The organism is Halobaculum sp. CBA1158 (assembly GCF_021431925.1).
Lineage (GTDB): Archaea > Halobacteriota > Halobacteria > Halobacteriales > Haloferacaceae > Halobaculum.
The window spans coordinates 2705593-2730170 of record NZ_CP090371.1; the positions used below are offsets into that span (position 1 = coordinate 2705593).

The following is a 24578-nucleotide window of genomic DNA, read 5'->3' on the forward strand; positions in this document are numbered from 1 at the left end:
CCCGTCGTGTGAGCGCACGGCTCGCGGCCGATTTTTGTCCGGCGAGCGCGTAGCCGGGGCATGATGGCGACGACGCACGTCCTCGCGGGCGTGCTGGTGGGGGTGGGCCTGCACGCGGTCGCGCCCGGAGCCGGGGCGGGGCCGACGGCGACGACGACGGTGCTCGCCGGCGGGTTGGGCGGTCTCGCGCCCGACTTCGACCTGCTCGGGGAGCACCGGAAGGACCTCCACTTTCCCGCCTACGGGAGCCTCGCGGCGCTGCTGGCCGTCGTCGTCGCGGTCGCGGTACCCGCGCCGGCGACGCTGGCGGCCGCGGCGTTCCTCCTCGCGGCGGCGCTGCACGCCGTGAGCGACGCCGTCGGCGGCGACCTGGAACTTCGACCCTGGGAGGCGACCGGCGACCGGGCGGTGTACGAGCACCTCCGCGGCCGGTGGCACGGGCCTCATCGGTGGGTCCGGTACGACGGCGCGCCCGAGGACTTCCTGCTCGGCGTCGCGCTGGCGATCCCCGCGCTGGCGACGCTCTCGGGGCCGGGACGGGCGGTCGTGGCGGCGCTGCTCGTCGTCTCGGCGGTGTACGCGCTCGTCCGTCGTCGGCTGGTGGACGCCGGCGAGCGCGCCGTGGGCGCGCTCCCGGAGTCCGTGCTCGCGGCCGTCCCCGAGACGGTCATCGAGGACCTCAGGTGACGGGCCCGGCGACCCCCGACGGGGACGCTCACGTGGGTCCGTCAGTCGGTAGCCTGATACCCGGACGAACCCGAGTTACGGTATGACACCCCTCGCATCGTCGCTAACGACGGCGGGGATCGCCGCGCTCCCCATGGAGGTGGCTGTCGTCGCCGAGGACGGGACGATCGTCCTGGTGAACGACGCGTGGCGTCGGTTCGCCGACGAGAACCACGGCGTACACCCCGACTACTGGGTCGGCGAGAACTATCTCGACGTGGGAGAACGGGCGTTCGAGGACCCGTACGCCCGCGAGACCGTCGACGGGCTCCGCGCGCTCCTGGACGGGTCCGAGGAACACCTCGCGATCGAGTACCCGTGTCACTCCCCGACGGAGCAACGCTGGTTCCGACTCGACGCCGCCGGGTTCGCGCTGGACGGCGAGCGATACGCGATGGTCGTCCATCACGACATCACCGTCCAGCGCCTCGCCGAGTTGCGCTCTGCGGCGCGACAGTCGCAGCTCGAAACGCTGCTCGGCGTTCTCACGCACGACATCCGCAACCCGCTGAACGTCATCGAGGGGTACGCCGACCTGGTCGCCGACGAGATCGGCGACACCGCGGAGATCGACACGATCCGACGCGCGGCGGTTCGGATCGCCGAGATCGCCGAGGCGACGCTGGAGTTCACCGAAAGCGGCGCGCTGTCGACGGTGGAGCCGGTCAGGCCGTCCGACCTCGCGCGGGAGGCGTGGGACACCGTGGCGACCCCGGACGCGACCGTGACCGTCCACCGGACGGGGGTCGTCCACGGCGACAGACGACTGCTGTTGCAGTTGCTGGAGAACCTCTTTCGCAACGCCGTCACCCACGCGGGACCCGACTGCGCGGTGACCGTCGGTCCGCTCCCCGACGGCTTCTACGTCGAGGACGACGGGCCGGGCGTTCCGCCGGCGGTCCGCGACCGAGCCGCCGAGGCGGACTTCTCGACGGCCGGAACGGGCGGCCTCGGACTGGCGATCGTCAGGGCGGTCGTCGACGCCCACGGGGGAACGCTGTCGATCACGGACGCCGAGTCCGGCGGGGCGCGCTTCGAGATCACCCACGTCGACGTGGCCCCCGAGTAGCGGACGACCGCCGTCGCGGCACGGCCGGGGCGACGACCGCCGTCGCGGTACTGCCGGGGTTTTTGCTCGTCCGAGACCGAGCCGTCGGCATGGAACCGGTGACGCTCTCGGAGGCGTTCGACTCGTTCGATGAGCCGTGGTCGCCCAGGCTGGCGGCGGAGTTGAACGGGCAGGCGGTGAAGCTCGCGCGCCTCGACGGGTCGTTCGTCTGGCACAGCCACCCCGACGCGGACGAGCTGTTCTGGGTGATCGAGGGGGGACCGCTCGACATCGAGTTCCGCGAGGAGCCGACGGCGACGCTGGAGCCGGGCGAACTGCTCGTCGTCCCCGCGGGCGTCGACCACCGACCGGTCGCCCGCGAGCCGGCGAAGGTGGCGCTGTTCGAGCCGGCCGGCACCGAGAACACCGGCGACGCCGGCGACACCGGCGACGAGCGCACCAGCGACGTGACCGAACTGGCGACGGGCGTGAGTCGCGGCCGCGTCGGCGTCTCCGGCGACGCTGGCGACGATAGCAGCGACCACGATGAACCCCGGTGACACCGATGTCAGCGAGCGGCTAAGTGGCCGGAGCCCGTCGCTCCGATATGGCAACGGACGACCGCGACGACGGCGACGTGCCCCCGGCGGACCGCTCTGACATTCCCGTGACGGCCGAGACGCCCGACAGCGCGCTCTCGGTGACGGGCACCGACCACATCACCCTGATCGGGAGCAACGAGGAGGACACCGTCGAGTTCTACCGCGACGTGCTCGGCATGCCGCTTGTGATGCGCCAGCCGAACCTCGACGCGCCCGAGGTCACCCACCTGTTCTTCGACAGCGGCGACGGCCGCATCATCACGTTCTTCGTCGAGGAGAGCCGCGAGTCGGCCGCGGGGCAGCGTCCCGGCATCGGCGCGGTCCACCACCTCGCGTTCTCCATCGAGGCCGAGGAGTTGCCCGATATCAAGGAGGCGCTCTCGGAGCACGGTCACCGATTCAGCGAGTTCGACCGCGGCGCGTTCCACTCGCTGTACACCCGCGATCACAACGGTCTCACCATCGAGCTGGTCGTCGACAAGTACGAACTGCCCGACGACCGCCGCGGCGAGGTGATGGCGCTGGCGCAGTCGAAGCGCGTCGCCGCCGGCGACGACTACGTCGACGACGAGCACATGGAGGCCGCCATCGACGAACTCGGCCTCGACGTGGTGCGAAACGAGGTGCCCGACGCCGCGACCGGAACCGGCTACACCGAGTAGTCGGCCGACGGTACGCCGGCGTTCATATAGCTCGCGTATCAGAGGCGATTTCTATTCGGGCGTTTTACTCCTCGATTCAGCTAATTGTCGAATAGAATTTTATACCGTGGAGCCGGAACACCGACGACGGTGCGATCGACGCCGATCCGTCGCACGCCGTCGACGACACATGCCACACGAGCAGAACCACACCGCCGAGGGGTACGATCGAAGCGACATCGGTGATCGGGTACGCGAACCAGGGGCCCACGTCGTCGAGCGAGTGACCGACATCGGCGAGCGAGCCGGGAACGCGCTGGTGTACAGTTCCGCGTATCTGGCGGTCGTCGCGATGGCGGAGGTGGCGATCGCGATGACGCTGTTGTCGCTGCCGCCGAGTCCGGCCCCGCTGGTCGTGGGGCTGGTGACGTTCGCGGTGTACACCCACGATCGGGTCGCCGACGCCGACACCGACGCCGTCTCCGACCCCGAGCGTTCGGCGTTCGTCCGCCGGCATCGGAACGCGTTGTACCTGCTGGGATCGGTGTCGTACGGGCTGGCGCTCGCGCTCGCCGTGCTGGGCGGCCCCGTCGCGCTGGCGGCGACGCTGATCCCCGGGGCGTTCTGGCTCGCGTACGCGGCCGACGTGATGCCCGCGTTCGGCTCGCGACTGCGCCGCCTGAAGGAGGTGTTCCTCGTCAACTCCCTGATCGTCGCGCTGGCGTGGGCGACGACGCTGACGGCGCTGCCGGTGGCGTTCACCGACGCCGCCGTGACGCCGACGACGCTTGTCGTGTTCGGATACTTCCTGTTGCGGTCGTTCGTCGACACCGAGATCCCCAACGTGGGCGACGTGGTCGCCGACCGCGCGATCGGGGTGTCGACGCTGCCGACGGTCCTCGGCGTGTCGGCGACCCGGCGGGCGCTGGTCGCGGTCGACCTCTGTACCGTCGGCGTCGTCGCGGCCGCGGTCGCGACGGGGGCGCTGTCGGCGGCTCCCGCGGTCGCCCTCGGCGTCGGCGTGGCGTACTCCGTCGGAGTGATCGCCATGCTCGACCGCGTCGACGCCGACGCGGTCGCGCTGGCGGCCGAGTGCGAGTACCTCGTCGTCGCCGCGGTGCTGTTCGCGCCGGCGTTGGTCGCGTAGTCCCCCGACTGCTCGGGGATCGGTACGGGATCGGTCCGAGGCTGCTCCGAGATCGCCCCGGGATCGCCGAGTGTCGACCGGGGATCGGCCGGAACTGTCCGCCATCGGCCGTCTCCCCCGGGGATTCACACCGGGAATTCGGAGGGTGTAATTTATTACCTCGCTCCCCGGACACCGGATGCACGTGCTCGCGTCGGGGACGCTGGTCGCTGTGATGCTGGTCACGATCGCGGTCGGGACGACGGCCGCGCTGCTCGCGTGGCGCGAGCGACCCGAACAGGGAGCGGTGCCGCTGGCGGCGATGCTGGCCGGACAGGTGTGGTGGTCGGTGTTCTTCGTGTTCGAGATCCGGGCGTCCACGTACGCCGGGAAGGTGTTCTACTCCGACATCCAGTGGGTCGGCGTGGTGGTCATCCCGGTGGCGTGGTTCCTGTTCGCGATGGAGTACACCGGCCGCGACCAGTACGTCCGCCCGCGGTACGTCGCCCTGCTGCTCGCGATTCCGGCCGTGACGGTCGCGCTCGCGTTCACCCAGAACGCACACGACCTGCTGTACCTCGAGACGACGCTCGTCACCGAGGACGGCGTTCGGCTGTTGCGACGGACCGGCGGGCCGTGGTACTGGATCGTCACCGGGTACACGTACCTGCTCGGCCTGCTGGGGTCGATCCCGCTGCTCGGACTGGTGAACAGCGACGCGGTCCCGTTCCGGGGACAGAGCCTCGGCCTGCTCGTCGGGACGGTCGCCCCGTGGGCGAGCAACGCGCTGTTTCTCCTGGGCGTGATGCCCACTCCCGGGCTCGATCCGACGCCGGTGTTCTTCGCGATCTCGGGAGTCGCGTACCTCGGCGCGCTCACCCGCTTTCGCCTGCTCGGGACGAGCCCCTCGCCGAATCACCGCGCGCGACGGCTCGTGTTCGAACGGATGCGCGAGGGCGCAGTCGTCGTCGACCGCCACGGCTACGTCGTCGACATGAACGAGCAGGCCGCGGACGTCCTCGGTGTCGACCCCGACGACGCGCTCGGGCGACCGGCCGACGGGGTGATCCCGCGGTACGACCGACTGCCCGCGGAGGGCCACTCGACGCGACACCTCACGGTCGACGCCGGCACCGCGAGCCGCCAGTACGACGCGACCGTCACCGCGATCGAGGACTTCCACGACCGTCCGCTGGGTCGAGTTATCTCGTTTCACGACGTGAGCGACCACCTCCGCCAGCAGCAACGGCTGGAGGTGTTGAACCGCGTCCTCCGGCACAACATCCGGACGGAGACGAACCTCATCTACGGCCACGCGGACCTCATGTCCGCCGCCGACGACCGCGTGGACGCGGTGAAGGAGGGGGCGCTTCGCATCGAGGAGATCAGCGACAAGGCCCGCGACGTGATCGACATCTTCGAGCGCGGCCGTCGGCAGGGAGAGTCTGTGCCGCTGGAACCGGTGTTGCGGGAGTGCGCCGAGCGCGTCCACGAGCGCTTCCCCGCGGTCGACGCCGAGGTGACCGTCGACGCCGGCGACGCCGCCGTCTCCCCGGTGGTGACGGCCGTCTTCGAGAACCTCGTCGAGAATGCCGCCGAGCACAACACCGCCGACGACCCGCGGGTTCGCGTGCGGGCGACCCGCGTCTCCGTCGACGGGGGACGCGACGACGGCGACCGACCGGAGGGATCGGCTCCGGATCGCTCCCGCGGCGACCCACGCGGCGTCGCCGACGGCGAGAGGGTCCGCGTGCGCGTCGTCGACAACGGCCCCGGAATCGACGACCACGAGCGGGCCGTGCTCGACCGCGGCAACGAGACCGCCCTGGAGCACGGGAGCGGCCTCGGCCTGTGGCTGGTCGTCTGGGGCACCGACATGGCCGGCGGCGAGGTCCGCTTCGAGGACCGCGAGGGGGGCGGCACGGCCGTCACCGTCGAGGTGCCCGTGGTCGACGAGGGCGACGGAGGCGGCGGGGGCGACGGGGCGGACTCGAGCGGTGACGGAGGCGGATCGGTCGACCGGGAGCGTCACGGGGGCGGGGACCGTCGAGACCACGAGGCGTGATCGAACCCCTCCCGCCGGCGTGGCCGACTACTCGCCGGTCACCTGCTCCACGTCGTGTCCCGTGTTGCGTTCGTGTCTATCGATTCCGACGGGGCGATAGAAGATCGACTTACACTCGCGACACCGATACATCGGAACCCGTTCGTCGTTCCGGTACAGCAGGTACAACAGCGCCGCGAACACGCCGAACACCAGCGTCGCGAGGCCCCACAGCCACGAGTTTCCCCGCCTCGCGGCGTCGTCCGTGATCGCGACGGTGATGACCAGCCAACCGAGCGCGACCACGCCGAAGGCCCACGTGAGTTCCACGCTCACCCGAACACAGCCGCCGGGATATGTGTACTGGTCCGGTCAGCGATGAGTGGGGTCGAGTGGTGAAATCGGATTCGACGCGTTGCTCTCGGAGAGTATCTAACCACCGCGGGTAGTAGACGGGCAGAACTTAACCGAATAGTGTCTGTAGCTACCTCTCACCAGGGCGATTTTGGATGGACGAAGTATTCAAAAGTATCTACGTAGGGACAGAATCCGACGCCAACGACGAGTCACTTCTACGGAACCACGGTGTCGACGTCGTCATCTCGTTGACCCACAGCAACCCGGAGACAGGAGACATCGCCCTTGTAGATGTACCAATGGTAGACGGCCCTCAGAACAGTTACCAGGCATTCGCTGAAGCCGTAGAAACGGTCGTGGGACACCGTGAAAACGATCGGTGCGTCCTGGTTCACTGTTCGGCCGGATCCTCTCGAAGCCCGTCAGTCGCCGCAGCGGCGATACCGAGACTGTCGGATACCACGCTCGACGAGGCTTTCGAGCAGATACTCGAACGGAGGCCGGAAACCGATCCACACGACGCACTGGTTCGTCAGGCCGTCAAAATCACTCGTGAGGGAAGTGGTTGAATCAAGAAATTCTTGCTCACCGACTCTGTACCAGGGTGATAACCCGGTGACTGCCGGGCACAACAGAGATAGGAAGCCTAGGCCGGGATTTGAACCCGGGCTCTCGTCCTTACCAAGGACGCGCTTTACCGCTAAGCTACCCAGGCGCGAGTAGGGATAGCCGGGAGTCGTCTTTAGGCGTTACGATTGGACCCCGCCAGCGACACGAGGTATCACGATACGACGCCGGGACGATCGCGGTCGATCCGGCCGTTCAGGTGTCGGCCGACGACGCCACGCGGTCGTCGTCGGCCAGCGAGGCGATCCGGTCGCCGGCGGACTCGGGCAGCGACCCGACGGCGGGCATGCGGTCGTCGTCGCCGGCGAGGTCGGCGGCGTAGGAGAGCAGTTCGGCGGGTGCAGAGCCGCCGACGGCGGCGGTTCCGGCGACGACCGCGAGCTCGAACACGTCCGCCTCCAAGTCGCGATCGAGGGCGGCCGCCTCCGCGGGGTCGGCGTCGCGACGGCGGGTCTGGTCGCGGCCGAAGGCCCGGACCGTCTCGACGGCCTTGTCCGCGGCGGCCGTGCGCGCGAGGAGGTAGAAGCCGCGCGAGACCGACACGTCGGCCGCGAGCACGTCCAGGTCGGCGTCGATGTCGCCCTCCGCGTCGAGGTCGACCTCGGCCCACGGCTCCGTCTGTGCGAGTTCGCGGGTGAGTCGGAGGCCCTCGTAAATGAGTTGGACGCCGGCGGCGTGCTCCTCGATACCCGAGGCGTCGACGCCGGGATCGAGCGCCCGGGCGGACAGGAGGGTGAGCGTCCCGGGGGTCATCCCGGCCTCGGCGAAGCGGTCCGTCAGGGCGGCGCGAAGCGCCGGCGGCTCGACATCGGCGACCGCCCGCTCCGCGGCGGCACGGACCCGCGCGGCGTCGTCCATCGAAGCGAGATACGCCGGGGACACGCAAAGACCTTTGGAAACGGGGGGCCATCCCGTCGGCGTGATCCGAGCCGAACGGGCCGCCGACGGCGACTACCGAATCGTGACGCTGGACCGTCCGGCGGCCCGCAACGCCCTCACGCCGGCCGACCTCGACGCGCTGGCGGCAGCCGTCGCCGAAGCCGACGAGCCGGTCGTGCTCCTCCGAGGTGCCGGATCGGCCTTCTGTGCGGGCGCGGACCTCGACGTGGTGGCCGACCTCGACGACCCGGCGGCGTTCGCCGCACACGGCCAGCGCGTCGCGTCGACCATCGAGTCGGCCGATCCGGTCGTCCTCGCCGGCGTCGACGGCGCGGCTCGCGGCGGCGGCGTGGAACTCGCGCTGGCGTGTGACCTCCGGGTGGCGACGCCGGCGGCGACGTTCGCGGAGACGGGGGTGGCGCTGGGGCTGTTCGGCGCGTGGGGCGGCACCGCCCGGCTCCCCCGGGTCGTCGGCGAGGGCGCGGCGCTGGACATCGCCTGCTCGGCGCGGATCCTCGACGCCGAGACGGCGCTGAATCTGGGGCTCGTCTCCCGGGTGGTCGCCGATCCCGAGACGGTCGCTCGTGAGGTCGCCGACAACGATCACGACGCTGTGGCCGCGGTGAGACGACTCGTCCGAGCGGGGAGTCGCGGCGAGTCGGCCGAGGCGACCGAGCGGGCCGAGCGCGAGGCGTTCGCCCGACTCCACGCCGAGCAGTTCGGCGACGGGGATCGCGGGCGGTAGCTCCCGGCGACCGGAAGGGTTGAATCCTCGCAGTCACGAGGGCATGACATGACGGACGAACACGTCCCCGCGGACCGGACATCGCCCTCGCTCTCCAGACGCCGCGTCCTCGGCGTCGCCGGGGCCGGTGCGGTCGGGGCGCTCGCGGGCTGTCTCGGCGGTGGCGGTGGTGGCGGAGCCGGGTCGCTTCCCGAGAACGGCGACCCGGAGCTGCTGTCCGACGTGGAGTCGTTCCCGTCGGAGGGCGTCGAGCACGTCGAGCGCGGGACCGACATCGAGTACGACACGCGCCCCCCGACCTCGGGCCCCCACTACAGCGGCGTCGTGAACGCCGGCTTCTACGAGGAGCCGCAGGCGATGGGCGACGTGGTCCACACGCTGGAACACGGCGCTGTGGTCGCCTACTACGCCCCCGACGCGCTGACCGAGGAGGCGGAGTCGAGCCTCACGGAGTGGGCGAACACCTACACCGACACCTGGCAGAGCTTCGTCGCGATGCCGTACCCCTACGACGACCCCGAGGCATCCTACGCGCTCACCGCCTGGCGACACCGCCTCCGGATGGACGAGTACGACGAGGACGTCGTCCGGGCGTTCGCCGCCGAGTACATCGGACGCGGGCCGGAGAACGCGGTCCGGTAGCGCCCCGGGCATCGCCCGGGCGTTCGGCGCTACAGCGAGAGGTCCTCGGGCGCGGGGGGCATCGCGCGCTTGTGTTTCGACGACTCGTACAGCTCCTCGACGCGGGCGACGTCCTCGGCGGTCACGTCCAGCGCGCGGACGGTCGCACTCGTCGACAGGGGGCCGTCGATGTGGAGCGCGAGGACGGCATCGAGCGTGTCGTAGTTCAGCCCCAACTCCTCCTCGTCGGTCTGGCCGGTCCACATCTCCGCGGACGGGGTCTTCATCACCAGGTCGTGAGGAACGCCGACGTGGGCGGCGAGCTGGCGCACCTGCTGTTTGTACAGGGTGCCGATCGGATTGCAGTCGACCGCCTGATCACCGTACTTCGTGAAGTAGCCGGTGAGCGCCTCGCTTCGGTTGCCGGTGCCGAGCACGAGTCGGTCGTCGGCGTTCGCCGCGAGGTAGTTGAGCACCGCCCGCACCCGGACGCGGACGTTGCTCTCGGCCATTCGGTCGTCAGCGGCCGCGGGGAGCGCGTCGTAGAACGCCTCGGCGATGGGTTCGATCTCGACCACGTCGTACTCGATGCCGAGGTCCTCGGCGACGCGCTCGGCGTCGCTCATGTTCGCTGCGGTGTTGACCGACCCGGGCATCACCAGTCCGCGCAGGCCGTCCGCGCCGAGCGCGTCGACCGCGAGGTGCGCGACCGTCGTCGAGTCGATCCCGCCCGAGAGGCCGAGCACCGCGCCGGACGCGCCCGCGGCGTCGACCCGGTCGGCGATGAAGTCTGTGACGTGCTCGTGCACCCGGTCGAGTTCCGCCTCCGAGAGCCGGAGGTCGAGGGGCGTCGATTCCTCGTCCAACAGGACGGATTCGCTCATCGATCCCGGATACGGCGTCGCGGGACAAATAGTCCCCCTTCGTCCGTCGGGCGGTGGACGCACGTCCAGTTTCGGCGTCGACGTGTGCGACCGATTGGTTGAAGTGCGGCGATCGAATACGTCGAGGTACACACGAGCGCCGTCGGCGAGCGATCCCGGAGGAATCGCGAGCCTCGGGGCGCGAGTGGGTGAAACGAAGCGAGCGCCGTTGGTCCAGTGGTAGGACATTAGCTTCCCAAGCTAATAGCCCGGGTTCAATTCCCGGACGGCGCATTTCTGCCGAACGAAGTGAGGCGAAATTGCCGACGGGAATTGAAGTAGACCAGTCGCGCGCAGCGAAGCGAGCACGTCTGGGCGTGGTTCAATTCCCGGACGGCGCATTCTTCGAACGGAGTGAGAACCGCGGCCGTTGACCGGCGGAAGCGCCGGGTTCTCGTCCGATCCCCGAGCACCGCGGGCGGCGGTCACCCTCCGGATCGAACCGACACTCGGCCCGGGCGCTCCGGTCGCGACGGGGGCCCGTTCGCGTCGGCGCGGCCCCGCTCGTCGCCGGCGTCGCCGCGGTCACGCGAGCGCCGACGGAGAAAGCGGCAGTCACTCGGCGTCGCGACGGATCCACGCGGCGGGGTCGTCGTCGAGGCGGCCCCGGAGGTCGGCGGTCGCGTCGGCGTCGTACCGGAGGACGCGCCGCCACCAGGGACCCTTCCCGGAATCGCTCGACAGCTCGGTGACCAGTCGGTTCGCCGTCGCGCCGGCGTCGGGGGACGACAGCGGGACCGCGCGGTCGAACAGCCGCGATCCGTCGGGGTCGCCCCGGACGAGCACGGACGCGTCGAACGACTCGCGGCGGACGTGTGCGTTCGAGGCGAACCGCTCCCGGGTCGCCGCGTCGGCCTCGCGGTACTCGTCGCCGCCGAGCACCTCGGCGACGCGGAACTCGCCGATCAGGAAGCAGCCCCACTCCGGAGGGAGCCAATCGACGGGGTCGCCGTCGCTGTCGCCGTCGCCGTCACCGTCGGCGGCGACGGTCAGCGTCGCGTAGAACAACAGCGAGTCGCCGGGGTCGAGTTCGGCGATCGGGCCGGCCTTCACGCCGTGCGGGTCGCCGTAGGTGTGCGACTCCCGGCCGAGGACGCCCGCGAACTCCGGGTCGAGGTGGACCGGCAGGTCCGCGGCCTCGGGTGGGACGAACCGAGTCAGGCCCAGGTCGGCGTAGGTGGGCACCGGCTCGGCGGTCGGCTCGCGCTCGGGGATCGGGACGTAGACGAACGAGCCGTCCGGGTACACAGGCCCGCGGCGACCCGGGAGGTTCGTGTTGGCGGCGACGTTGATGGCGACCGCGCGGGGCATGCGACGGCGTTGCGTCGGCGACGGCTTAGCGTCGGCGACCGTCCCGAGCGAGCCCAACGGCTTCTCACTAGCGTTCGGCGAACCACGCCGAGACCCTCGCTCCGCTCGGGCCTCGTCTACTATCAGTCGCTACGCTCCTGATACCACTCCCCGAACTTCTCCAGCGCCCGCCCGCGGTGGGAGATCGCGTTCTTCTCACCGGGACCCATCTCGGCGAACGTCGAGCCGTCGTACTCGAAGATCGGGTCGTAGCCGAAGCCGCCGTCGCCGCGGGCCTCGACGACCTCGCCGCGGACGACGCCGGCGAACAGCTTCACCGGGAGGGACTCCGTTCCCTCCCCGTCGGCGTCGCTCGCGGGGTCGCTGTCGGCTCCCGCGGCCGCGGCGGCGACGCGGTCACCGCGGTCGACCGGGTCCGGCGAGGCGTCGAACGGCTCGCCGTCGCAGTAGGCGAGGACGCAGCGGAACTCGGCGCGGCGGTCGTCGAGTTCGCGGTGGACGAGCCGCCGGACGGCCTCGACGCCGAGGGTGTCCTCGGCGTACGCGGAGTAGGGGCCGGGGAAGCCGTCGAGGCCGCGGACGAACAGCCCGGCGTCGTCGACGATCACCGGCTCGCCCGCGTGGCGGTACGCCTCCCTGGCACCGCGGGCGGCGATCGGTTCGAGGTCGTGCGCCTGGACCTCCGCGTAGTCGAACTCGAGTTGGGCGACCGCGTCGCCGAGGTACTCCTCGGCCTCGCGGACCTTGCCCGGGTTGGTCGTGACGTACCGAAGCATACCGGCGCTGGGGTCGGCCCCGGCAAAGCCGCGTCGATGTCCGGTTCCGAACGTGCGGGAGGAGACCCAACCGGCGTCAGAGCAGTCGGCGAGAACGGCCACCCCCGGGAGCCTTTTGCTTCGTCGGGTCCGACTCACGCTCGATGAGTGACGAGCGCCCCGACGGCGGCGACCGCGGCGGTCGCGCCGGCGATGACGATCGCGACGATCGCCGCGGTCGCGGGGATCGCAGCGATCGCGGCGGCCGCCGCGGGGATGTCGATCACCGCGACGGCGACTCGGGGCTTCGGCCCGCGGACCGGCGAGCCGAGGTCGGCGAGCCGGTCGTTCGCGGCGACCCGGCGGTCGCCGGCGAACGCGCCGAGCGGGCCGCGCGCTTCGACCCCGACGACGACGAGAGCCTCGCCGAGGCCGCCGAGACCGTCCGTCAGTTCGCCGGCGACGCCGTCGGCGGCGACGACAACGTCGTGATGCTGCGCGGGGCGGCCGCCTGCGCGGCGCTCGTGCGCGGCCACGGTTCGTACAAGGCGGCCGCCGAGGCCGCCGGCGACGGCGTGCAGGTGTCGTTCATCCGGAAGTGGGCGCGGGTGCACGACCTCCCCGAGTCCGTCCGGCGACACGTCGCCCGCGGCGACATCGCCCCGACGGCGGCGAAGCACGTCGCCCGCGTCGCCGGCGACGCGCGCTTCCGGGTGGCGTGGGCGATCCTCGACGCCGATCTCACGGTCCGAGAGGTCCGCCGGATCGCCTCGGCGATCAACGACGGCACCGACCCCGAGATCGCCCTGCGCGAGGAGGGCGTCACCCCCGGCAGACTTCGGGTCGACCTCCCGCCGGCGGTGTACCGACGGCTCAGGGACCGCGCCTCCCTGGAGAACCGCGAGCCCGGCGACGTGATCGCCGACGCGCTCGAGACCTACCGCTGATCGGGGGCGGTCGTCGCGTCGGCGACGCTTCGTAAACGCTTATGCGGGCACGACGGTAAGTCCGGCCCAGGGCTGGTAGCTCAGTTAGGGAGAGCGTCCGGCTTTTAACCGGACGGTCGGGGGTTCGAATCCCTCCCAGCCCGCTCCCGTGTGCCGCACGTGACGAACAAAGTGAGGAGCCGCGGCGCACGGACGGTGTCCGAGGGATCCGAAGTAGACGGCGGCGAGCGAAGCGAGCCGACGGCGTGGTTCGAATCCCTCCCAGCCCGCTGTTCTCACGAGCGAAGCGAGTGTGAACAGCGCTCGCTGGAGGGGTTCGAACTACGGCACGAGTGAGCAAAGCAGGTCGGCGAGTCGCTACCGGAGTTCCCGTTCGAGGAACGTCACGGCGTCGTCGACGGCCGCCCCGTCGTCCGCGGCTCGGGGGAGCAGCAGGCGATAGGTCGTGCCGCCGGCGTCGAGCACCACGGCGTCGCGCTCGCGGGCGACCGCCGTCAGCGACCGGTACGGCACGACGAGTCGCCCCCCGTCGTCGCCGTCGACCACGACGACCGCGGCGGTGTCGGTGAACGCGACGGCGGCGGCCCCCCGCAGGGACGAGCCGCAGGAGCCGCCGACCGGGTCGCCCGCGCGGAGGCGCAGGAGGTGATGCGGCTGTTCGTGCTCGGAGAGCGCGTCCGACACCGGCGGGAAGCCGCGGGCGTCGCCGGCGAGGCGGTCGGCCGTCACCGAGTCGCCGACGGCCGCCGCGACGGTCTCGGTCGTCTCCCGGGTGGAGTCCCGTCGGTCGGCTGACGCGGAGGTGTTCTCGCGGTCCGTCGAGTCGGCCTCGGCGGCGTGCGAATCCGAGGGGTCGACGGAGTTCGCGTCGGGAAGGCCGGTCGGGGGCGAATCGAGCGACGGAGCGGGGTCTGTCCCGGGGTCGGGATCGGGACTCGCGTCGGGGAGTGAACGGTCGGCGGCCGTCGCCTGCTCGGGCCGATCACTCGGGGGGCGCGCGGGGCGGGAGCCGACGCCGTCCGTCGGGGGGAGGATCCCGGTCGACGGGTCCACATCCGCGGGGGTCGAGGCGGGACCCGACCCGTCCGCGATGCTCTCGGCGGTGTGGGCCGGTGCGTCCGGGTCGTCGTGGGACGCGTCCGGGTCGGTGCGGGACCCGTCCGATCCCTCCCGGGACAGAGCCGACTCGTCGCCGCGGCGGAAGCCGAGCGTGAAGACGGTTCCGTCGGGGTCGTTCGCGCGGATGTCGACTTCGCCTCCGTACACCTCCATGAGTCGGTCGACGAAGAACAGGCTCAGCCCCTCGCCGTGTTCGACCTGGGTGTGCTCGCCGTAGCCGAATATCTCGTCGTGGCGGGACGGGTCGATCCCGGGACCGTTGTCGGCGATCGAGAGGACGACCCGATCGTCCTCCTCTCGGGCCGAGAGGTGGAGTCGCGGGTGAGCGGCGTCGTTGTGTTCGATCGCGTTCTCGACGACGGCGTACAGCGCCGACGGCAGCATCTCGTCGGCCAGCACCGGCAGCGGGCCGGACACCTCGTCGGTCACGGAGACGTCGGCGGTCGGGGCGTCGGCGACCGCTTCCTCGAGGGCCGCCGCCAGATCGATCGGCCGAAGCGTGCCGGTGTCGCCCGCGAGGACGCCGCTGAAGCGACGGGTCGTGCGTGCGCGTTCGAGCATGTCGTCGACGCGGTCGGCGGCGGTGTCGAGCGAGTCCAGCAGCGACGCGACGCCCGGACCGTCGACGCGCTCTGCGACCTCGTCGGCGACGCGCTCGACGTGGCCCAACACCACGTTCGCGTCGTTCCGGAGGTTGTGTCTGAGGACGCGATTGAGGATGCGAAGCGACTCCTCGTAGCGTCGGCGACGCGTCATGTCCGAGAACACGAGGGCGTACCCGCGCGTGTCGCCGTCGATCACCAGCGGAGAGGCGCAGCCGTGACCGTAGACGAGGCCCCCGTCTCGGGTCGTGAACTCGAACTCGTCCGCCCAGCGCTCGCCCTCGCGGACCGTCTCCTCGATGTCGGCGTACACCGCCTCGTCGCTGACGAACGTCGCCGGCGTCGATCCGATCAGTTCCTCTCGGTCGTATCCGGTGAACTCCCGCGCCGCGTCGTTGACATCGGTGATGACGAGATCGGTGTCGGTGATGACGGCCGGATCGACCGTCTCCCGAAACGCCTCGCGGTACACGACCGGATCGTTCGTCGACATGTGTTGATACGGCCCGACGCCGAAGTACGTGCCAGTCTTTCACGACATACAAACAGTCTTTCGTCAGACGCCTGTCGGCTGTTGACCGGGAACACCCGGTTCGGGTCGGGAGCGGACAGGCGAGAGACGGGCGGAGACGGAGGAACGTCGCCCTCCGCGGTCAGGACTCGCCGTGGTAGGTGCCGTCGTATCGTCCCTCGTGGTCGGCGGCCGCGATGACGAACTGTGCCACGCGCGCGCCGGGTTCGATCTCGATCGAGTGGCCCACCTGGAGGAGTCCCTCGCCGCGACCCTCGTAGCCGGCGTCCCACACGGCGGTGTTGAGCATGCACGAGTTACGCAGGAGCGTCGACCGCGGGTAGACGAAGCCGACGTGATCGTCGGGGACGGTGATCCGCTCGCCGTACTTCAGGACGTACGCGCCGGGGTCGAGGCGGTACGAACCGTCCTCGGGGGCGACCTCGGCGCGCTCGCCGACCGACTTCTCGTCGCGGCCGATCCGACCGGGCTCGACCTGTTCGTACACCGCGTCGACGGTGAGATCGACGCCGTTGGGCTGGATCTGCTCGTCCGCGACGGGGTCGAGGTGCCGTGCGACGGTCGGGCCGGATTCGAACATACCCGAGGGAGATACAGGCCGACCAAAAAGCACGCCGGTCGCCAACCGTCGAGGACCCGTCCGAGGTGACCGTCTACCGAACCGACCGATCGGAAAACGTTCGGTCGGATTCGCGCCGGTCGGACGAATCGATCACGCAATAATTACCGGACGGAATGGCGGTCTATCACGAACGTCGAGGTCATAACTCGCCGGATTTATATCCGCCGGGCGACGATACGCGGACGATATGGGACAGACGATTACAGAGCAGATTCTCGACGACCACCTCGTCGAGGGTGAGCTGACACCCGGCGAGGAGATCGGAATCGAGATCGACCAGGTCCTCACGCAGGACACGACGGGGACGATGGTGTGGCTGCAGTTCGAGGCGCTTGACCTCGACGAGGTCCAGACGGAACTGGCCGCGCAGTACTGCGACCACCAGACGTACCAGTTCGACTTCAAGAACACCGACGACCACCGCTTCCTGCGTTCGGCCGCGGGCACCTTCGGCGCGTACTTCTCCCGTCCGGGCAACGGCATCTGCCACCAGGTCCACAAGGAGAACTTCGCCGCGCCCGGGAAGACGCTCCTCGGCTCGGACTCCCACACGCCGACCCCCGGCGGGCTCGGCCAGCTTGCGATCGGCGCGGGCGGCCTCGACATCGCCGTCGCGATGGGCGGCGGCCCCTACTACGTCGAGATGCCCGAGGTCGTGAACGTCCAACTCGAGGGCGAGCTTCCCGACTGGGCGACGGCGAAGGACATCGCGCTACACCTGCTGGGCGAGCTGACCGTCAAGGGCGGCGTCGGCAAGGTGCTGGAGTACACCGGTTCCGGCGTCGAGGACCTCACGATCCCCGAGCGGACGACGATCACGAACCTCGGCACGGAGCTCGGTGCCACCTCCTCGATCTTCGGCACCGACGAGAAGACGAAAGACTGGCTGGCGCGCCAGGACCGCGAGGAGGAGTACGTCGACCTCTCGCCCGACGAGGACGCCGAGTACGCCGAGACCATCGAGGTCGACCTCTCGGATCTGGAGCCGCTCATCGCCACGCCGTCGATGCCCGACAACGTCGTGCCCGTCAGCGAGGTGGCCGGCGAGGACGTCGAGCAGGTCATCATCGGCTCCTGTACGAACGGTGCCTACGAGGACATCCTCCCCGGCGCGAAGATGCTGGAGGGCCGCGAGGTCGCCAAGAAGACCGAGATGATCGTCGCGCCCGGCTCCAAGCAGGCCTCCGAGATGCTCGCCCGCGAGGGCTGGACGGCCGAGATGATGGCCGCCGGCGTGAACTTCTCGGAGGCGACGTGCGGTGCCTGCATCGGCATCGGCCACGTGCCCGCCTCCGACTCCGTCTCGCTGCGCACGTTCAACCGCAACTTCGAGGGCCGCTCGGGCATCGAGGACGACTCGGTGTACCTGTGCTCGCCCGAGGTCGCCACGGCGGCGGCCATCGCCGGCGAGATCGTCGACCCGCGTGACCTGGCCGACGAACTCGGCGACCTCGAGGCGCCCGGTCTCGAGATGGGCACGAAGTACGGTCCCGGGATGGGCGAGTCCGACCCGGACATCATCAGCCCCGACGAGGCCGTCGACGACGGGCTCATCAAGGGTCCGAACATCGGCGACGTCCCCCTGAAGGACGGGATCGCCTCCGACATCCGCGGCGAGGCGCTCCTGAAGATGGAGGACAACATCACGACCGACCACATCATCCCGGCGACGGCGGACATCCTCAAGTTCCGCTCGAACATCGAGAAGCTCTCGGAGTTCACGCTCTCGCGCGTCGACGACACGTTCGCCCAGCGCGCGCTGGACGCCGACGGCGGCTTCCTCGTCGCCGGCGAGAACTACGGACAGGGGTCCTCGCGTGAGCACGCGGCCCTGTGCCCGATGTTCCTCGGGATCGAGGGCGTGCTCGCGCAGAGCTTCGCCCGCATCCACAAGGCGAACCTGTTCAACTTCGGCCTCGTCCCGCTCACCATCGACGAGGAGACGTACGAGAACATCGAGCAGGGCGACGACGTTGAGATCGTCGACGACGTGGACGAGGGCGTCCGCAACGGCCAGACCGAGTTCACCGTCCGCGTGAACGACGACTGGGAGGCCACGGCGCACCTCGACGCCTCCGAGCGCGAGCGCAAGATCCTCGCGGCCGGCGGCAAGCTCTCGTGGACGAAACAGCAGCACCAGTCCGGCAGCGGCGCAGCGCCCGCTGACGACTAGAGCGAGGTCGAGCGGAGCGAGACCTCGGTAAAGCGGCGGAGCGGTCTTTTGTGCCGCTCCGCCCATAGGAAGAGCGAGCCGACGAAGTCGGCTCGGTGAAACGGCGTTCACGAGACGCTGCGCGTCTCGTGAGCTCACGAGAGCTTCGCTCTCGTGAACGGCGAGGTGTCCGCGGCCGACCGCAGGGAGGCCGCATGGCCCGAGCCGCCCACCAAGAACCTCTTTTCGCCTCGGGTTTCCTCGCGCTCGCCGGAGGCGAGCGCTGCGGGAACCACTCGGCGAAAACCCGTTCATGTCGTCGGATTCCTCCGGAATCCGACTGCTGACGGGAAATCGAAGAGTTTCCGTAATGCCGAAAGGCCGCTCGCTCGGCCTCCGGCCTCGCTCGCGGTATGATACGTTAACCGCACCGCAACCATCTACTGCTCTCCTGGCGAACGTTCATCCGCCAGTTCACTTATGCGTACAACCTCCAAAGAGCGGGGCGTGACCACCTCGCGCGACTCCGCCGCCGGCGACAGCACGCGCGGCGACGCCCGGATCCGGCCGGTCGAGCGCGCGGACCTTCTGGGGGTGTTCCGCATCGAGAAGGCCGTGTTCGCCCAGCCGTGGCCGTACGCCGCCTTCGAGCGTCTGCTCGACGCGCCGGCGTTCCTCGTCGCCGAGGGCGGCGATCCCGAGGACGCCCCCGACCGCATCGATTCGGGGACGGTCCTCGGGTACGTCGTCGGCGACGTGACGCCGAATCACGGACGCGATATCGGCCACGTCAAGGACATCGCCGTCCGTCCCGACGCCCAGGGGCGCGGGCTCGGCCGGCGACTCCTCCGGACGGCGCTGACGGAGCTGGCGGCCGCCGGCGCGAGCGTCGTGAAGCTGGAGGTGCGCGAGAGCAACCACCGGGCGCAGGAACTGTACGTCGACGAGGGGTTCGAGCCGAGCCGTCGGGTCCCGAGCTACTACGGCGACGGGGAGGCGGCGTTCGTGATGCGACTGGACGTGGGCGCGTGGGTCCGCCGCCGCAACGCCGCCGGCGACGCGGACGACGGCGCACGCTGACATCCTCCTCGCGTCCCGTTGCTCACGGCGGACGGCGGGTGTTTTTGCACGCCGAGCCCCGAGTCGGGCGCATGGGATACGCCTGTCCGGTGTGTGAGACGCCCCAGCGCGACGGCGAGCACCTGGCGAACCACCTCGCGTTCACGGCGATGCTCCACGGCGACGACCACGAGGAGTGGCTGGACGAGCACGTCGACGGCTGGGGCGACCGGACGCCCGCCGACCTCGCGTCGGTCGTCACCGACCACGCGAGCGAGACCGAGTACGACGAGGTGTTCGAGGACACGACGGGGGCGGCCGGGGGGAGCCCCCGAGGCGAGCACGACGGTCACGGCGACCCGGGCCGACCCGACGCTGCCGACGACGCGATGGGCGACGCCGTGGGCGGCGCGGCGGAGGCCGTCGTCGACGAGGCGGTCGAGTCCGTGCTCGCGGAGGCGCAGGAACTCACCGAGGAGATGTACGGGATGGACGACTCGAACGACGAGCACGAGGGCGAGGACACGGCCGGAGACGACGGAACGGCGGACGATGAGGCCACGGCCGGAGGCGACGGAACGACGGACGACGAGGACACGGAGGAGAGCGACGCGACGGCCGGCGAGGCGGACGAGCGGTAGCGGATCGATCGCGGGACGGCCGACGAGGGGCAGATCGGTCGGCGGGAAGGGAACCACTCTTGGCTCGCACGCCCGCAGCGTCGGGTATGGACACCGAAGGGACGCTCGCGCCGGCGACGCCCGCCGAGGCGCGCGAGGAGTACGAGGCGCTCGTGCCCGCCGCGAAAGTCGCCGTCCGCGAGGCGACGCGGGCGATGGAGTTCGACCGCGAGGAGTACGCCGAGCGCGTCACCGGCGAGGTGATCGAGACGGTCAGGGACGCGCTGTTCGCGTCGCTGCTGCGCGTCCACGTCGGGACGCGCGAGGAGTACGAGGCGTGGCTCGACGACCACCCCGAGTACGAGTCGGACATGGCCGGCAGCGACACCGTCGACAACGTCGTCTGGCACCCCGTCGCGTTCGCGCCCGACGGCGAGGGCCCCAAGCCCGTGGTCGCGGCGACGTGGCAGGCCGAGCGCGAGGCCGCGCTCGGAACGCTCCGCCGGCGCGCGTTCGGCCGAGCGTACCGTCCGGTCGTCGACGGCGACCGCGACGCGGCCGACGGCGACCGCGGGGGCGACGCAGACCCCGATTCCGAGCCGGAGCCGTAACCGGTTTTCGCGGGCGGGCCCAACCGCCCCCATGCGATCGGTCACCCGAAAGACGCTCGTGGGCCTCGGCGTCGTAGTCCTCCTCCTGCTCGCGCTCGGGGCCCTCCCGTCGTACCTCGGGTCGGGCGACCCGTACTACCTGGAGGCGACCCCCGCCGACGACGCCGAGGGACCGGCCTACGAGCTGAACGCGACCGAAGACGGCATCGCCGAACAGCGCTTCCAGTACTTCTTCGCGGCCGTCGAGGCCGACGACGGCCGGTCGGAGGGGTACCAACGCGGTGCCTACGGACTGAAAGAGGAGTTCGCCCATTCCCCGTTCGACGAGGTGGCGACGTTCCGGGAGTTCGCGCCCGCCGGGGCCGTCGAGGGGGACGCCGTCTTCGTCCGATACAACGATACCCGCTACCGCGTAACGGTGACGCAACCGTGAGTGACGAGCGATCCGACGGCGACCGCGACGGCGGCGAGCACGAGGCGGCGTGGACGAGCGACGCCCCCGAGTTCGACGACGGGAGGCGACACGACTGGCCCGGCGAGCCGGACTGGCCGGTGGTGGAGACGGCCGTCGAGTACGAGACCGGCTGGGTGACCGCCGGCTACGACCTGGTCGAGCACCCCGACGGCTCGACGAAGCGCTACTACTGGGCGGAGCTGGCGACGGCGGTCGTCGTCCTCGCTCGCGCCGGCGACGACCTCCTGGTGGTCGAGCAGTACCGCCCGACGGTCCGCAACACCCAACTGGAACTCCCCGCGGGCATCGTCGAGGCCGGCGAGTCGTACACCGCCGCGGGCCGCCGCGAACTCCGCGAGGAGACCGGCTTCGACGCCGACTCGCTCTCGCTGCTCGGGGAGGTGCAGTGCACGACCGGCCTGCTGCGTCACACGCGGGGGTTCGTCTTCGCGGAGGGGCTGGAGGCGGTCGGACAGGAGCTGGACGACAACGAGTACCTGGTCCCTCGAACCGTCCCCGTCGACGAGGCCGCCGCCGTGGCGCGCACGCCCCCGACGAACGACGCGACGCTGGAGGGCGTGCTGCTGGCTCGCGAGGAGGGGCTGCTGTAGGGCGGCCGGACGCGAGCGCGTGACGGCGGGGCGCACGTCGGGCACGCCGCGCGTGGTCGCGTCGCCGGCGGCGGAGCGCTTTTCACCGGGCGACGGCACCCCACGTGCATGGACGGCGAGATATCACCCGAGGAGGTCGAGCGACTCCTCGACGAGGGCGCGGACGTCCGCGTCGTCGACATCCGCTCGCCGGGGGCGTACGCGCGCGGCCACATCCCCGGCTCCGAGAACGTCCCGTTCCAGCAACTGCCCGACCGCGTCGCCTCGCTGACGGGCAGCGAGCGCGTCGTGACCGTCTGCCCGCACGGGAAAGCCAGCGTGCAGGCGGCGAACCTCATCGCGTCGTTCGAGGGCACGGCCGACGCGCGCGTCGAGAGCATGGCCGGCGGGCTGGAGGCGTGGACCGGCGACCTCGAGGCCGGCGGCGACGACGCCGAGGCGGAGACCGACGAGGGGCCCCAGTCGCCGTTCTGACCGGGCGGATCAGACCGAGAGAGACCGGACCGACCGAGACCCGATCGACAGAGATCGATCGGAGCCGCGAGCCGCCTACGTCTGCCCGTCCCGGTTCCGACCGAGCGCCGCGAGTACGACCGACAGCGCCAGCGCCGCCAGCGCGCCGCCCGCGCCGAGGCCCGGGAGCGACGTGTCGGTGCCGTTCCGGTCGTCGTCGATCGGGTCGACGGTGGCGCTCGTCGACTGCTCGCCTCCGGTCGTCCGGTCGTCCGCGTCGGTCGTCGTCGCGTCCGCGGTCACGGTTATCGTCACGCGCTCGTCGCCGACGGCGACCGTGTGCTCGCCGGGCCCGTCGAACGAGACCGGGATCCGGACCGTTCGCGTCTCGCCGGGGGCGACCGAGACCGACTCGGTCCCGACGCGCTCGCCGTCCACCCGGACCGCGAGGTCGCCGACCGTGGGCACGGAGTTCCCGGCGACGACGGTCGCCTCGAGGGTCACGGATTCGCCGACGGCGACGGTCGATCGATCGACCGACAGCGACGACACCGCGGGCGGGTCCGGCTCCGACACCCGCACCTCGTAGGTCCGTCCGGGGACGCCCACCCGGTAGGTCCCCGTCGCGTTCGGCGTCCACGACAGGCGGCGAGTCTCGGCGGCGTTCGCGCTCAGGGTGCCGGTCGCGTTCGCGACGGGGGCACCGTCGACCGTGAGCGTGACCCGGTAGTCGCCGGACTCGCCGCCGACGTTCTCCACCTCGACCGGGACGGACACCGTCTCGCCGACGGCGACCGTGGGCGTCGGGCCGACCGTCGCGTTCCGGGAGGAGCCGTTCACCCGAAGCTCCGTCCCCGAGGAGATCCGTATCTGTGCGGCGAGGCGACCGAACGCCGCCTCGTGCTCCTCGGCCGACCACGCCTCGGGCGTCGCCTCCGTGCGGGTGAACCGCCGCGCGTCGTCGGCGACGGCGTCGTCGGCCACGTCAGCGACGACGTCGAGGAGGCGGTCCTCGGAGATCGGCTGGGCGTTCGGGTCCGACGCGTCGGACTCGGCGTTCAGTCGCCGCAGCACGGTTCCGAGCGTCGCGCCGCCGTCGCTGGCCAGCCGGATCCGACGGTCGAGGTCGCCGGCGACGAGCGCGCCCTTGCGGTACTGCGCGTCGGCGGTCCACGTGTCGGGGTCGGCGAGCACGGCGTCGGCGTACGCGTCGCGCTCGCCGCGCGCGAGGGCGTCGGCGAACGTCCGGAAGTCGATCCGGTCCTGGCGGAGCGCGAGCGCCGCGGCGTAGTAGGTGGCCGACCCCTCGATCGTCCAGCGGGTCTCGGGCGTCGTGCGGTACGCCTGTCTGGTGTGGACGTACTCGTGGAGCCACGCGTTTCGAGCCGCGTCGAGGGGTTCGTCGGCTCGCACCCACGCGTCCGCGTCGCCGGTCTGGAGGCCGGCCACGCCCCAGTCGACCCCGGTCGGGGCGGCCACGAGGAACACCGACTCGTCGCGGTCGCCGACGCGCATGGAGTCGGACGCCGACGCGAGCGAGTCGAATACGGCCGCGGGCTCGACGCGCATCGAGTCGGACGCCGCCGCCGGGACGACCAGCCGGAACGTCTGCCCGTGGGCCGTGTGCTCGTGGACCTCGTGCTCGCCGAGGAACGCGATCCGCTCGCCGACCGCGCCGGGACCGTTGACGGTCGGGTCGCGGACCACGCGGGGCTGGGTGTCGCCGTAGTAGCGGAACGACACCGAGACCGTCGGCGTCGAGACGAGCGCCCACGGACCGGTATCGACGAATCGGTACCCACCGTCGTCGCCGACGGAGGCGGCGTCACCGGCGAGGTCCGCGGGCGAGACCGCGCCGGCCCCGCCGCCGCGGTCCTCCCGGGCGAGCCGCGACGACCGGACGGTCTGGTTGGCGGGGAGCCGGTAGCTGATCGTCGGCGACGCGGTGTCGCCGTCCCACTCGTAGGTCCCGTCGCCGGCGGCGGCGAAGCCGTCGGTCTCGACGCCGGTCGCGCGGGCGTCGACCGTCGGCGAGAGCTCGCTCACCCGGTCGGGCACGTCGAACCGAAGGGTGACGTCGACCTCGCCGGGGCGCTCGGGCGTGAGCGACAGCGTCGTCCGCACGTGGATGGTGTCCTCGTCCGCGGCGGTCACGGCGGTCCCGGCGGCCGCGTCGCCGGCGGCGACGTCGGCGGTCGCCGACGCCGGCGACGGCGTCGGCGCGGTCGAGTGAGCGACTGCGGACGCGGGCGCGGCAGAAACGAGCACGAGCACGAGCGCTAATCCGACGACCGCACGGGTCCCCCGAGGCATCTGGTCGGGCTACACCCGGAGCGCGTAAAACCGTTGGCTCCGGCGTCAGCGACGGGCGAGACCCGACCGAGGGCGGGG

Annotated in this window: 25 protein-coding genes and 3 tRNA genes; 19 read left to right on the top strand and 9 right to left on the bottom strand. The window is 71.0% G+C overall.

Annotation, left to right across the window (positions count from 1 at the left end):
* The first annotated feature begins 60 nt into the window (after window positions 1-60).
* The 6 genes from Hbl1158_RS14125 to Hbl1158_RS14150 all read left to right on the top strand — a co-directional run bounded on the left by Hbl1158_RS14125 (window position 61) and on the right by Hbl1158_RS14150 (window position 6208).
* A complete protein-coding gene (locus tag Hbl1158_RS14125; RefSeq protein WP_234297892.1) occupies window positions 61-687 on the top strand; it encodes a metal-dependent hydrolase in 627 nt (208 codons plus the stop codon).
* Between the two features lie 82 nt (window positions 688-769).
* Window positions 770-1795 carry an ATP-binding protein gene (locus Hbl1158_RS14130; protein WP_234297893.1) on the top strand — a complete coding sequence of 342 codons (1026 nt, stop codon included), beginning with the start codon at window positions 770-772 and terminating at the stop codon, window positions 1793-1795.
* Between the two features lie 89 nt (window positions 1796-1884).
* Window positions 1885-2334 carry a cupin domain-containing protein gene (locus Hbl1158_RS14135; RefSeq protein ID WP_234297894.1) on the top strand — a complete coding sequence of 150 codons (450 nt, stop codon included), beginning with the start codon at window positions 1885-1887 and terminating at the stop codon, window positions 2332-2334.
* A 47-nt stretch (window positions 2335-2381) separates the two neighbouring features.
* The gene (locus tag Hbl1158_RS14140) at window positions 2382-3038 is read left to right on the top strand and encodes a VOC family protein (protein ID WP_234297895.1); all 657 of its coding nucleotides are present in this window, start codon (window positions 2382-2384) and stop codon (window positions 3036-3038) included.
* Window positions 3039-3207: 169 nt separating this feature from the next.
* Window positions 3208-4164: a UbiA family prenyltransferase gene (locus Hbl1158_RS14145; protein ID WP_234297896.1), complete on the top strand. Its 957-nt coding sequence runs from the start codon at window positions 3208-3210 to the stop codon at window positions 4162-4164.
* 178 nt (window positions 4165-4342) lie between these two features.
* The gene (locus Hbl1158_RS14150; RefSeq protein WP_234297897.1) at window positions 4343-6208 is read left to right on the top strand and encodes a histidine kinase N-terminal 7TM domain-containing protein; all 1866 of its coding nucleotides are present in this window, start codon (window positions 4343-4345) and stop codon (window positions 6206-6208) included.
* A 27-nt stretch (window positions 6209-6235) separates the two neighbouring features.
* Here the strand turns inward: Hbl1158_RS14150 and Hbl1158_RS14155 are convergent, their stop codons facing one another.
* Complete coding sequence (locus Hbl1158_RS14155) at window positions 6236-6517, bottom strand: hypothetical protein (protein ID WP_234297898.1); 282 nt, start codon at window positions 6515-6517, stop codon at window positions 6236-6238.
* Window positions 6518-6696: 179 nt separating this feature from the next.
* On the opposite strand from Hbl1158_RS14155, the gene Hbl1158_RS14160 reads away from it, so the two are divergent.
* Entirely contained in the window at window positions 6697-7113 is a 417-nt protein-coding gene (locus Hbl1158_RS14160; protein WP_234297899.1) for a dual specificity protein phosphatase, read from the top strand.
* Window positions 7114-7187: 74 nt separating this feature from the next.
* Here Hbl1158_RS14160 and Hbl1158_RS14165 read toward each other — a convergent pair.
* A tRNA-Thr gene (locus Hbl1158_RS14165) sits at window positions 7188-7259 on the bottom strand.
* 107 nt (window positions 7260-7366) lie between these two features.
* Entirely contained in the window at window positions 7367-8029 is a 663-nt protein-coding gene (locus Hbl1158_RS14170; RefSeq protein WP_234297900.1) for a hypothetical protein, read from the bottom strand.
* A gap of 61 nt (window positions 8030-8090) precedes the next feature.
* On the opposite strand from Hbl1158_RS14170, the gene Hbl1158_RS14175 reads away from it, so the two are divergent.
* Window positions 8091-8795: an enoyl-CoA hydratase/isomerase family protein gene (locus Hbl1158_RS14175; RefSeq protein WP_234297901.1), complete on the top strand. Its 705-nt coding sequence runs from the start codon at window positions 8091-8093 to the stop codon at window positions 8793-8795.
* Between the two features lie 48 nt (window positions 8796-8843).
* Complete coding sequence (locus tag Hbl1158_RS14180) at window positions 8844-9437, top strand: DUF3105 domain-containing protein (protein WP_234297902.1); 594 nt, start codon at window positions 8844-8846, stop codon at window positions 9435-9437.
* A 29-nt stretch (window positions 9438-9466) separates the two neighbouring features.
* On the opposite strand, the gene Hbl1158_RS14185 is transcribed toward Hbl1158_RS14180, so the two are convergent.
* Window positions 9467-10300, bottom strand: coding sequence for an NAD+ synthase (locus Hbl1158_RS14185; protein WP_234297903.1), 834 nt, complete (start codon window positions 10298-10300; stop codon window positions 9467-9469).
* A gap of 202 nt (window positions 10301-10502) precedes the next feature.
* Between Hbl1158_RS14185 and Hbl1158_RS14190 the strand changes: the two genes are divergently transcribed.
* A tRNA-Gly gene (locus tag Hbl1158_RS14190) sits at window positions 10503-10573 on the top strand.
* Window positions 10574-10894: 321 nt separating this feature from the next.
* On the opposite strand, the gene Hbl1158_RS14195 is transcribed toward Hbl1158_RS14190, so the two are convergent.
* Both Hbl1158_RS14195 and Hbl1158_RS14200 read right to left on the bottom strand, forming a co-directional pair.
* Window positions 10895-11650 carry a hypothetical protein gene (locus tag Hbl1158_RS14195; RefSeq protein WP_234297904.1) on the bottom strand — a complete coding sequence of 252 codons (756 nt, stop codon included), beginning with the start codon at window positions 11648-11650 and terminating at the stop codon, window positions 10895-10897.
* 122 nt (window positions 11651-11772) lie between these two features.
* The gene (locus Hbl1158_RS14200; protein WP_234297905.1) at window positions 11773-12426 is read right to left on the bottom strand and encodes a non-canonical purine NTP pyrophosphatase; all 654 of its coding nucleotides are present in this window, start codon (window positions 12424-12426) and stop codon (window positions 11773-11775) included.
* Window positions 12427-12569: 143 nt separating this feature from the next.
* Here Hbl1158_RS14200 and Hbl1158_RS14205 point away from each other — a divergent pair, with 143 nt between their 5' ends.
* Window positions 12570-13352 (top strand): hypothetical protein, encoded by a 783-nt coding sequence (locus Hbl1158_RS14205; protein WP_234297906.1) that lies wholly within the window; start codon window positions 12570-12572, stop codon window positions 13350-13352.
* A 69-nt stretch (window positions 13353-13421) separates the two neighbouring features.
* Window positions 13422-13495: transfer RNA gene (locus tag Hbl1158_RS14210), tRNA-Lys, on the top strand.
* 214 nt (window positions 13496-13709) lie between these two features.
* Here the strand turns inward: Hbl1158_RS14210 and Hbl1158_RS14215 are convergent.
* Together Hbl1158_RS14215 and Hbl1158_RS14220 are read right to left on the bottom strand one after the other, a co-directional pair.
* Window positions 13710-15566 (bottom strand): PAS domain-containing sensor histidine kinase, encoded by a 1857-nt coding sequence (locus Hbl1158_RS14215; RefSeq protein ID WP_234297907.1) that lies wholly within the window; start codon window positions 15564-15566, stop codon window positions 13710-13712.
* A 160-nt stretch (window positions 15567-15726) separates the two neighbouring features.
* Window positions 15727-16185 (bottom strand): deoxyuridine 5'-triphosphate nucleotidohydrolase, encoded by a 459-nt coding sequence (locus tag Hbl1158_RS14220; RefSeq protein WP_234297908.1) that lies wholly within the window; start codon window positions 16183-16185, stop codon window positions 15727-15729.
* Between the two features lie 229 nt (window positions 16186-16414).
* Between Hbl1158_RS14220 and Hbl1158_RS14225 the strand changes: the two genes are divergently transcribed.
* The 7 genes from Hbl1158_RS14225 to Hbl1158_RS14255 all read left to right on the top strand — a co-directional run bounded on the left by Hbl1158_RS14225 (window position 16415) and on the right by Hbl1158_RS14255 (window position 22208).
* On the top strand, window positions 16415-18400 hold the full coding sequence (locus Hbl1158_RS14225; RefSeq protein ID WP_234297909.1) for an aconitate hydratase: 1986 nt from the start codon (window positions 16415-16417) through the stop codon (window positions 18398-18400).
* Window positions 18401-18886: 486 nt separating this feature from the next.
* A complete protein-coding gene (rimI, locus tag Hbl1158_RS14230; protein WP_234297910.1) occupies window positions 18887-19459 on the top strand; it encodes a ribosomal protein S18-alanine N-acetyltransferase in 573 nt (190 codons plus the stop codon).
* A 71-nt stretch (window positions 19460-19530) separates the two neighbouring features.
* The gene (locus Hbl1158_RS14235; RefSeq protein ID WP_234297911.1) at window positions 19531-20079 is read left to right on the top strand and encodes a DUF5810 domain-containing protein; all 549 of its coding nucleotides are present in this window, start codon (window positions 19531-19533) and stop codon (window positions 20077-20079) included.
* An 86-nt stretch (window positions 20080-20165) separates the two neighbouring features.
* Window positions 20166-20669 (top strand): DUF5809 family protein, encoded by a 504-nt coding sequence (locus Hbl1158_RS14240; protein ID WP_234297912.1) that lies wholly within the window; start codon window positions 20166-20168, stop codon window positions 20667-20669.
* Between the two features lie 31 nt (window positions 20670-20700).
* Window positions 20701-21102: a hypothetical protein gene (locus Hbl1158_RS14245; protein ID WP_234297913.1), complete on the top strand. Its 402-nt coding sequence runs from the start codon at window positions 20701-20703 to the stop codon at window positions 21100-21102.
* Window positions 21103-21221: 119 nt separating this feature from the next.
* Window positions 21222-21734, top strand: coding sequence for an NUDIX hydrolase (locus Hbl1158_RS14250; RefSeq protein WP_234299543.1), 513 nt, complete (start codon window positions 21222-21224; stop codon window positions 21732-21734).
* A 108-nt stretch (window positions 21735-21842) separates the two neighbouring features.
* Complete coding sequence (locus Hbl1158_RS14255) at window positions 21843-22208, top strand: rhodanese-like domain-containing protein (protein ID WP_234297914.1); 366 nt, start codon at window positions 21843-21845, stop codon at window positions 22206-22208.
* Window positions 22209-22283: 75 nt separating this feature from the next.
* Here Hbl1158_RS14255 and Hbl1158_RS14260 read toward each other — a convergent pair whose 3' ends face one another.
* The gene (locus Hbl1158_RS14260) at window positions 22284-24500 is read right to left on the bottom strand and encodes a CARDB domain-containing protein (protein WP_234297915.1); all 2217 of its coding nucleotides are present in this window, start codon (window positions 24498-24500) and stop codon (window positions 22284-22286) included.
* Window positions 24501-24578: the final 78 nt, after the last annotated feature.

Excerpts from the sequence above, each read along its gene's own strand:
- Hbl1158_RS14145 (WP_234297896.1), top strand. The coding sequence starts at position 3,208 with ATGCCACACGAGCAGAACCACACCGCCGAGGGGTACGATCGAAGCGAC.
- Hbl1158_RS14235 (WP_234297911.1), top strand. The coding sequence starts at position 19,531 with ATGGGATACGCCTGTCCGGTGTGTGAGACGCCCCAGCGCGACGGCGAG.
- Hbl1158_RS14130 (WP_234297893.1), top strand. The coding sequence starts at position 770 with ATGACACCCCTCGCATCGTCGCTAACGACGGCGGGGATCGCCGCGCTC.
- Hbl1158_RS14245 (WP_234297913.1), top strand. The coding sequence starts at position 20,701 with ATGCGATCGGTCACCCGAAAGACGCTCGTGGGCCTCGGCGTCGTAGTC.
- Hbl1158_RS14205 (WP_234297906.1), top strand. The coding sequence starts at position 12,570 with ATGAGTGACGAGCGCCCCGACGGCGGCGACCGCGGCGGTCGCGCCGGC.
- Hbl1158_RS14180 (WP_234297902.1), top strand. The coding sequence starts at position 8,844 with ATGACGGACGAACACGTCCCCGCGGACCGGACATCGCCCTCGCTCTCC.
- Hbl1158_RS14125 (WP_234297892.1), top strand. The coding sequence starts at position 61 with ATGATGGCGACGACGCACGTCCTCGCGGGCGTGCTGGTGGGGGTGGGC.
- Hbl1158_RS14220 (WP_234297908.1), bottom strand. The coding sequence starts at position 16,185 with ATGTTCGAATCCGGCCCGACCGTCGCACGGCACCTCGACCCCGTCGCG.
- Hbl1158_RS14240 (WP_234297912.1), top strand. The coding sequence starts at position 20,166 with ATGGACACCGAAGGGACGCTCGCGCCGGCGACGCCCGCCGAGGCGCGC.
- Hbl1158_RS14170 (WP_234297900.1), bottom strand. The coding sequence starts at position 8,029 with ATGGACGACGCCGCGCGGGTCCGTGCCGCCGCGGAGCGGGCGGTCGCC.
- Hbl1158_RS14135 (WP_234297894.1), top strand. The coding sequence starts at position 1,885 with ATGGAACCGGTGACGCTCTCGGAGGCGTTCGACTCGTTCGATGAGCCG.
- Hbl1158_RS14185 (WP_234297903.1), bottom strand. The coding sequence starts at position 10,300 with ATGAGCGAATCCGTCCTGTTGGACGAGGAATCGACGCCCCTCGACCTC.
- Hbl1158_RS14255 (WP_234297914.1), top strand. The coding sequence starts at position 21,843 with ATGGACGGCGAGATATCACCCGAGGAGGTCGAGCGACTCCTCGACGAG.
- Hbl1158_RS14215 (WP_234297907.1), bottom strand. The coding sequence starts at position 15,566 with ATGTCGACGAACGATCCGGTCGTGTACCGCGAGGCGTTTCGGGAGACG.
- Hbl1158_RS14200 (WP_234297905.1), bottom strand. The coding sequence starts at position 12,426 with ATGCTTCGGTACGTCACGACCAACCCGGGCAAGGTCCGCGAGGCCGAG.
- Hbl1158_RS14195 (WP_234297904.1), bottom strand. The coding sequence starts at position 11,650 with ATGCCCCGCGCGGTCGCCATCAACGTCGCCGCCAACACGAACCTCCCG.
- Hbl1158_RS14150 (WP_234297897.1), top strand. The coding sequence starts at position 4,343 with ATGCACGTGCTCGCGTCGGGGACGCTGGTCGCTGTGATGCTGGTCACG.
- Hbl1158_RS14140 (WP_234297895.1), top strand. The coding sequence starts at position 2,382 with ATGGCAACGGACGACCGCGACGACGGCGACGTGCCCCCGGCGGACCGC.
- Hbl1158_RS14160 (WP_234297899.1), top strand. The coding sequence starts at position 6,697 with ATGGACGAAGTATTCAAAAGTATCTACGTAGGGACAGAATCCGACGCC.
- Hbl1158_RS14260 (WP_234297915.1), bottom strand. The coding sequence starts at position 24,500 with ATGCCTCGGGGGACCCGTGCGGTCGTCGGATTAGCGCTCGTGCTCGTG.
- Hbl1158_RS14225 (WP_234297909.1), top strand. The coding sequence starts at position 16,415 with ATGGGACAGACGATTACAGAGCAGATTCTCGACGACCACCTCGTCGAG.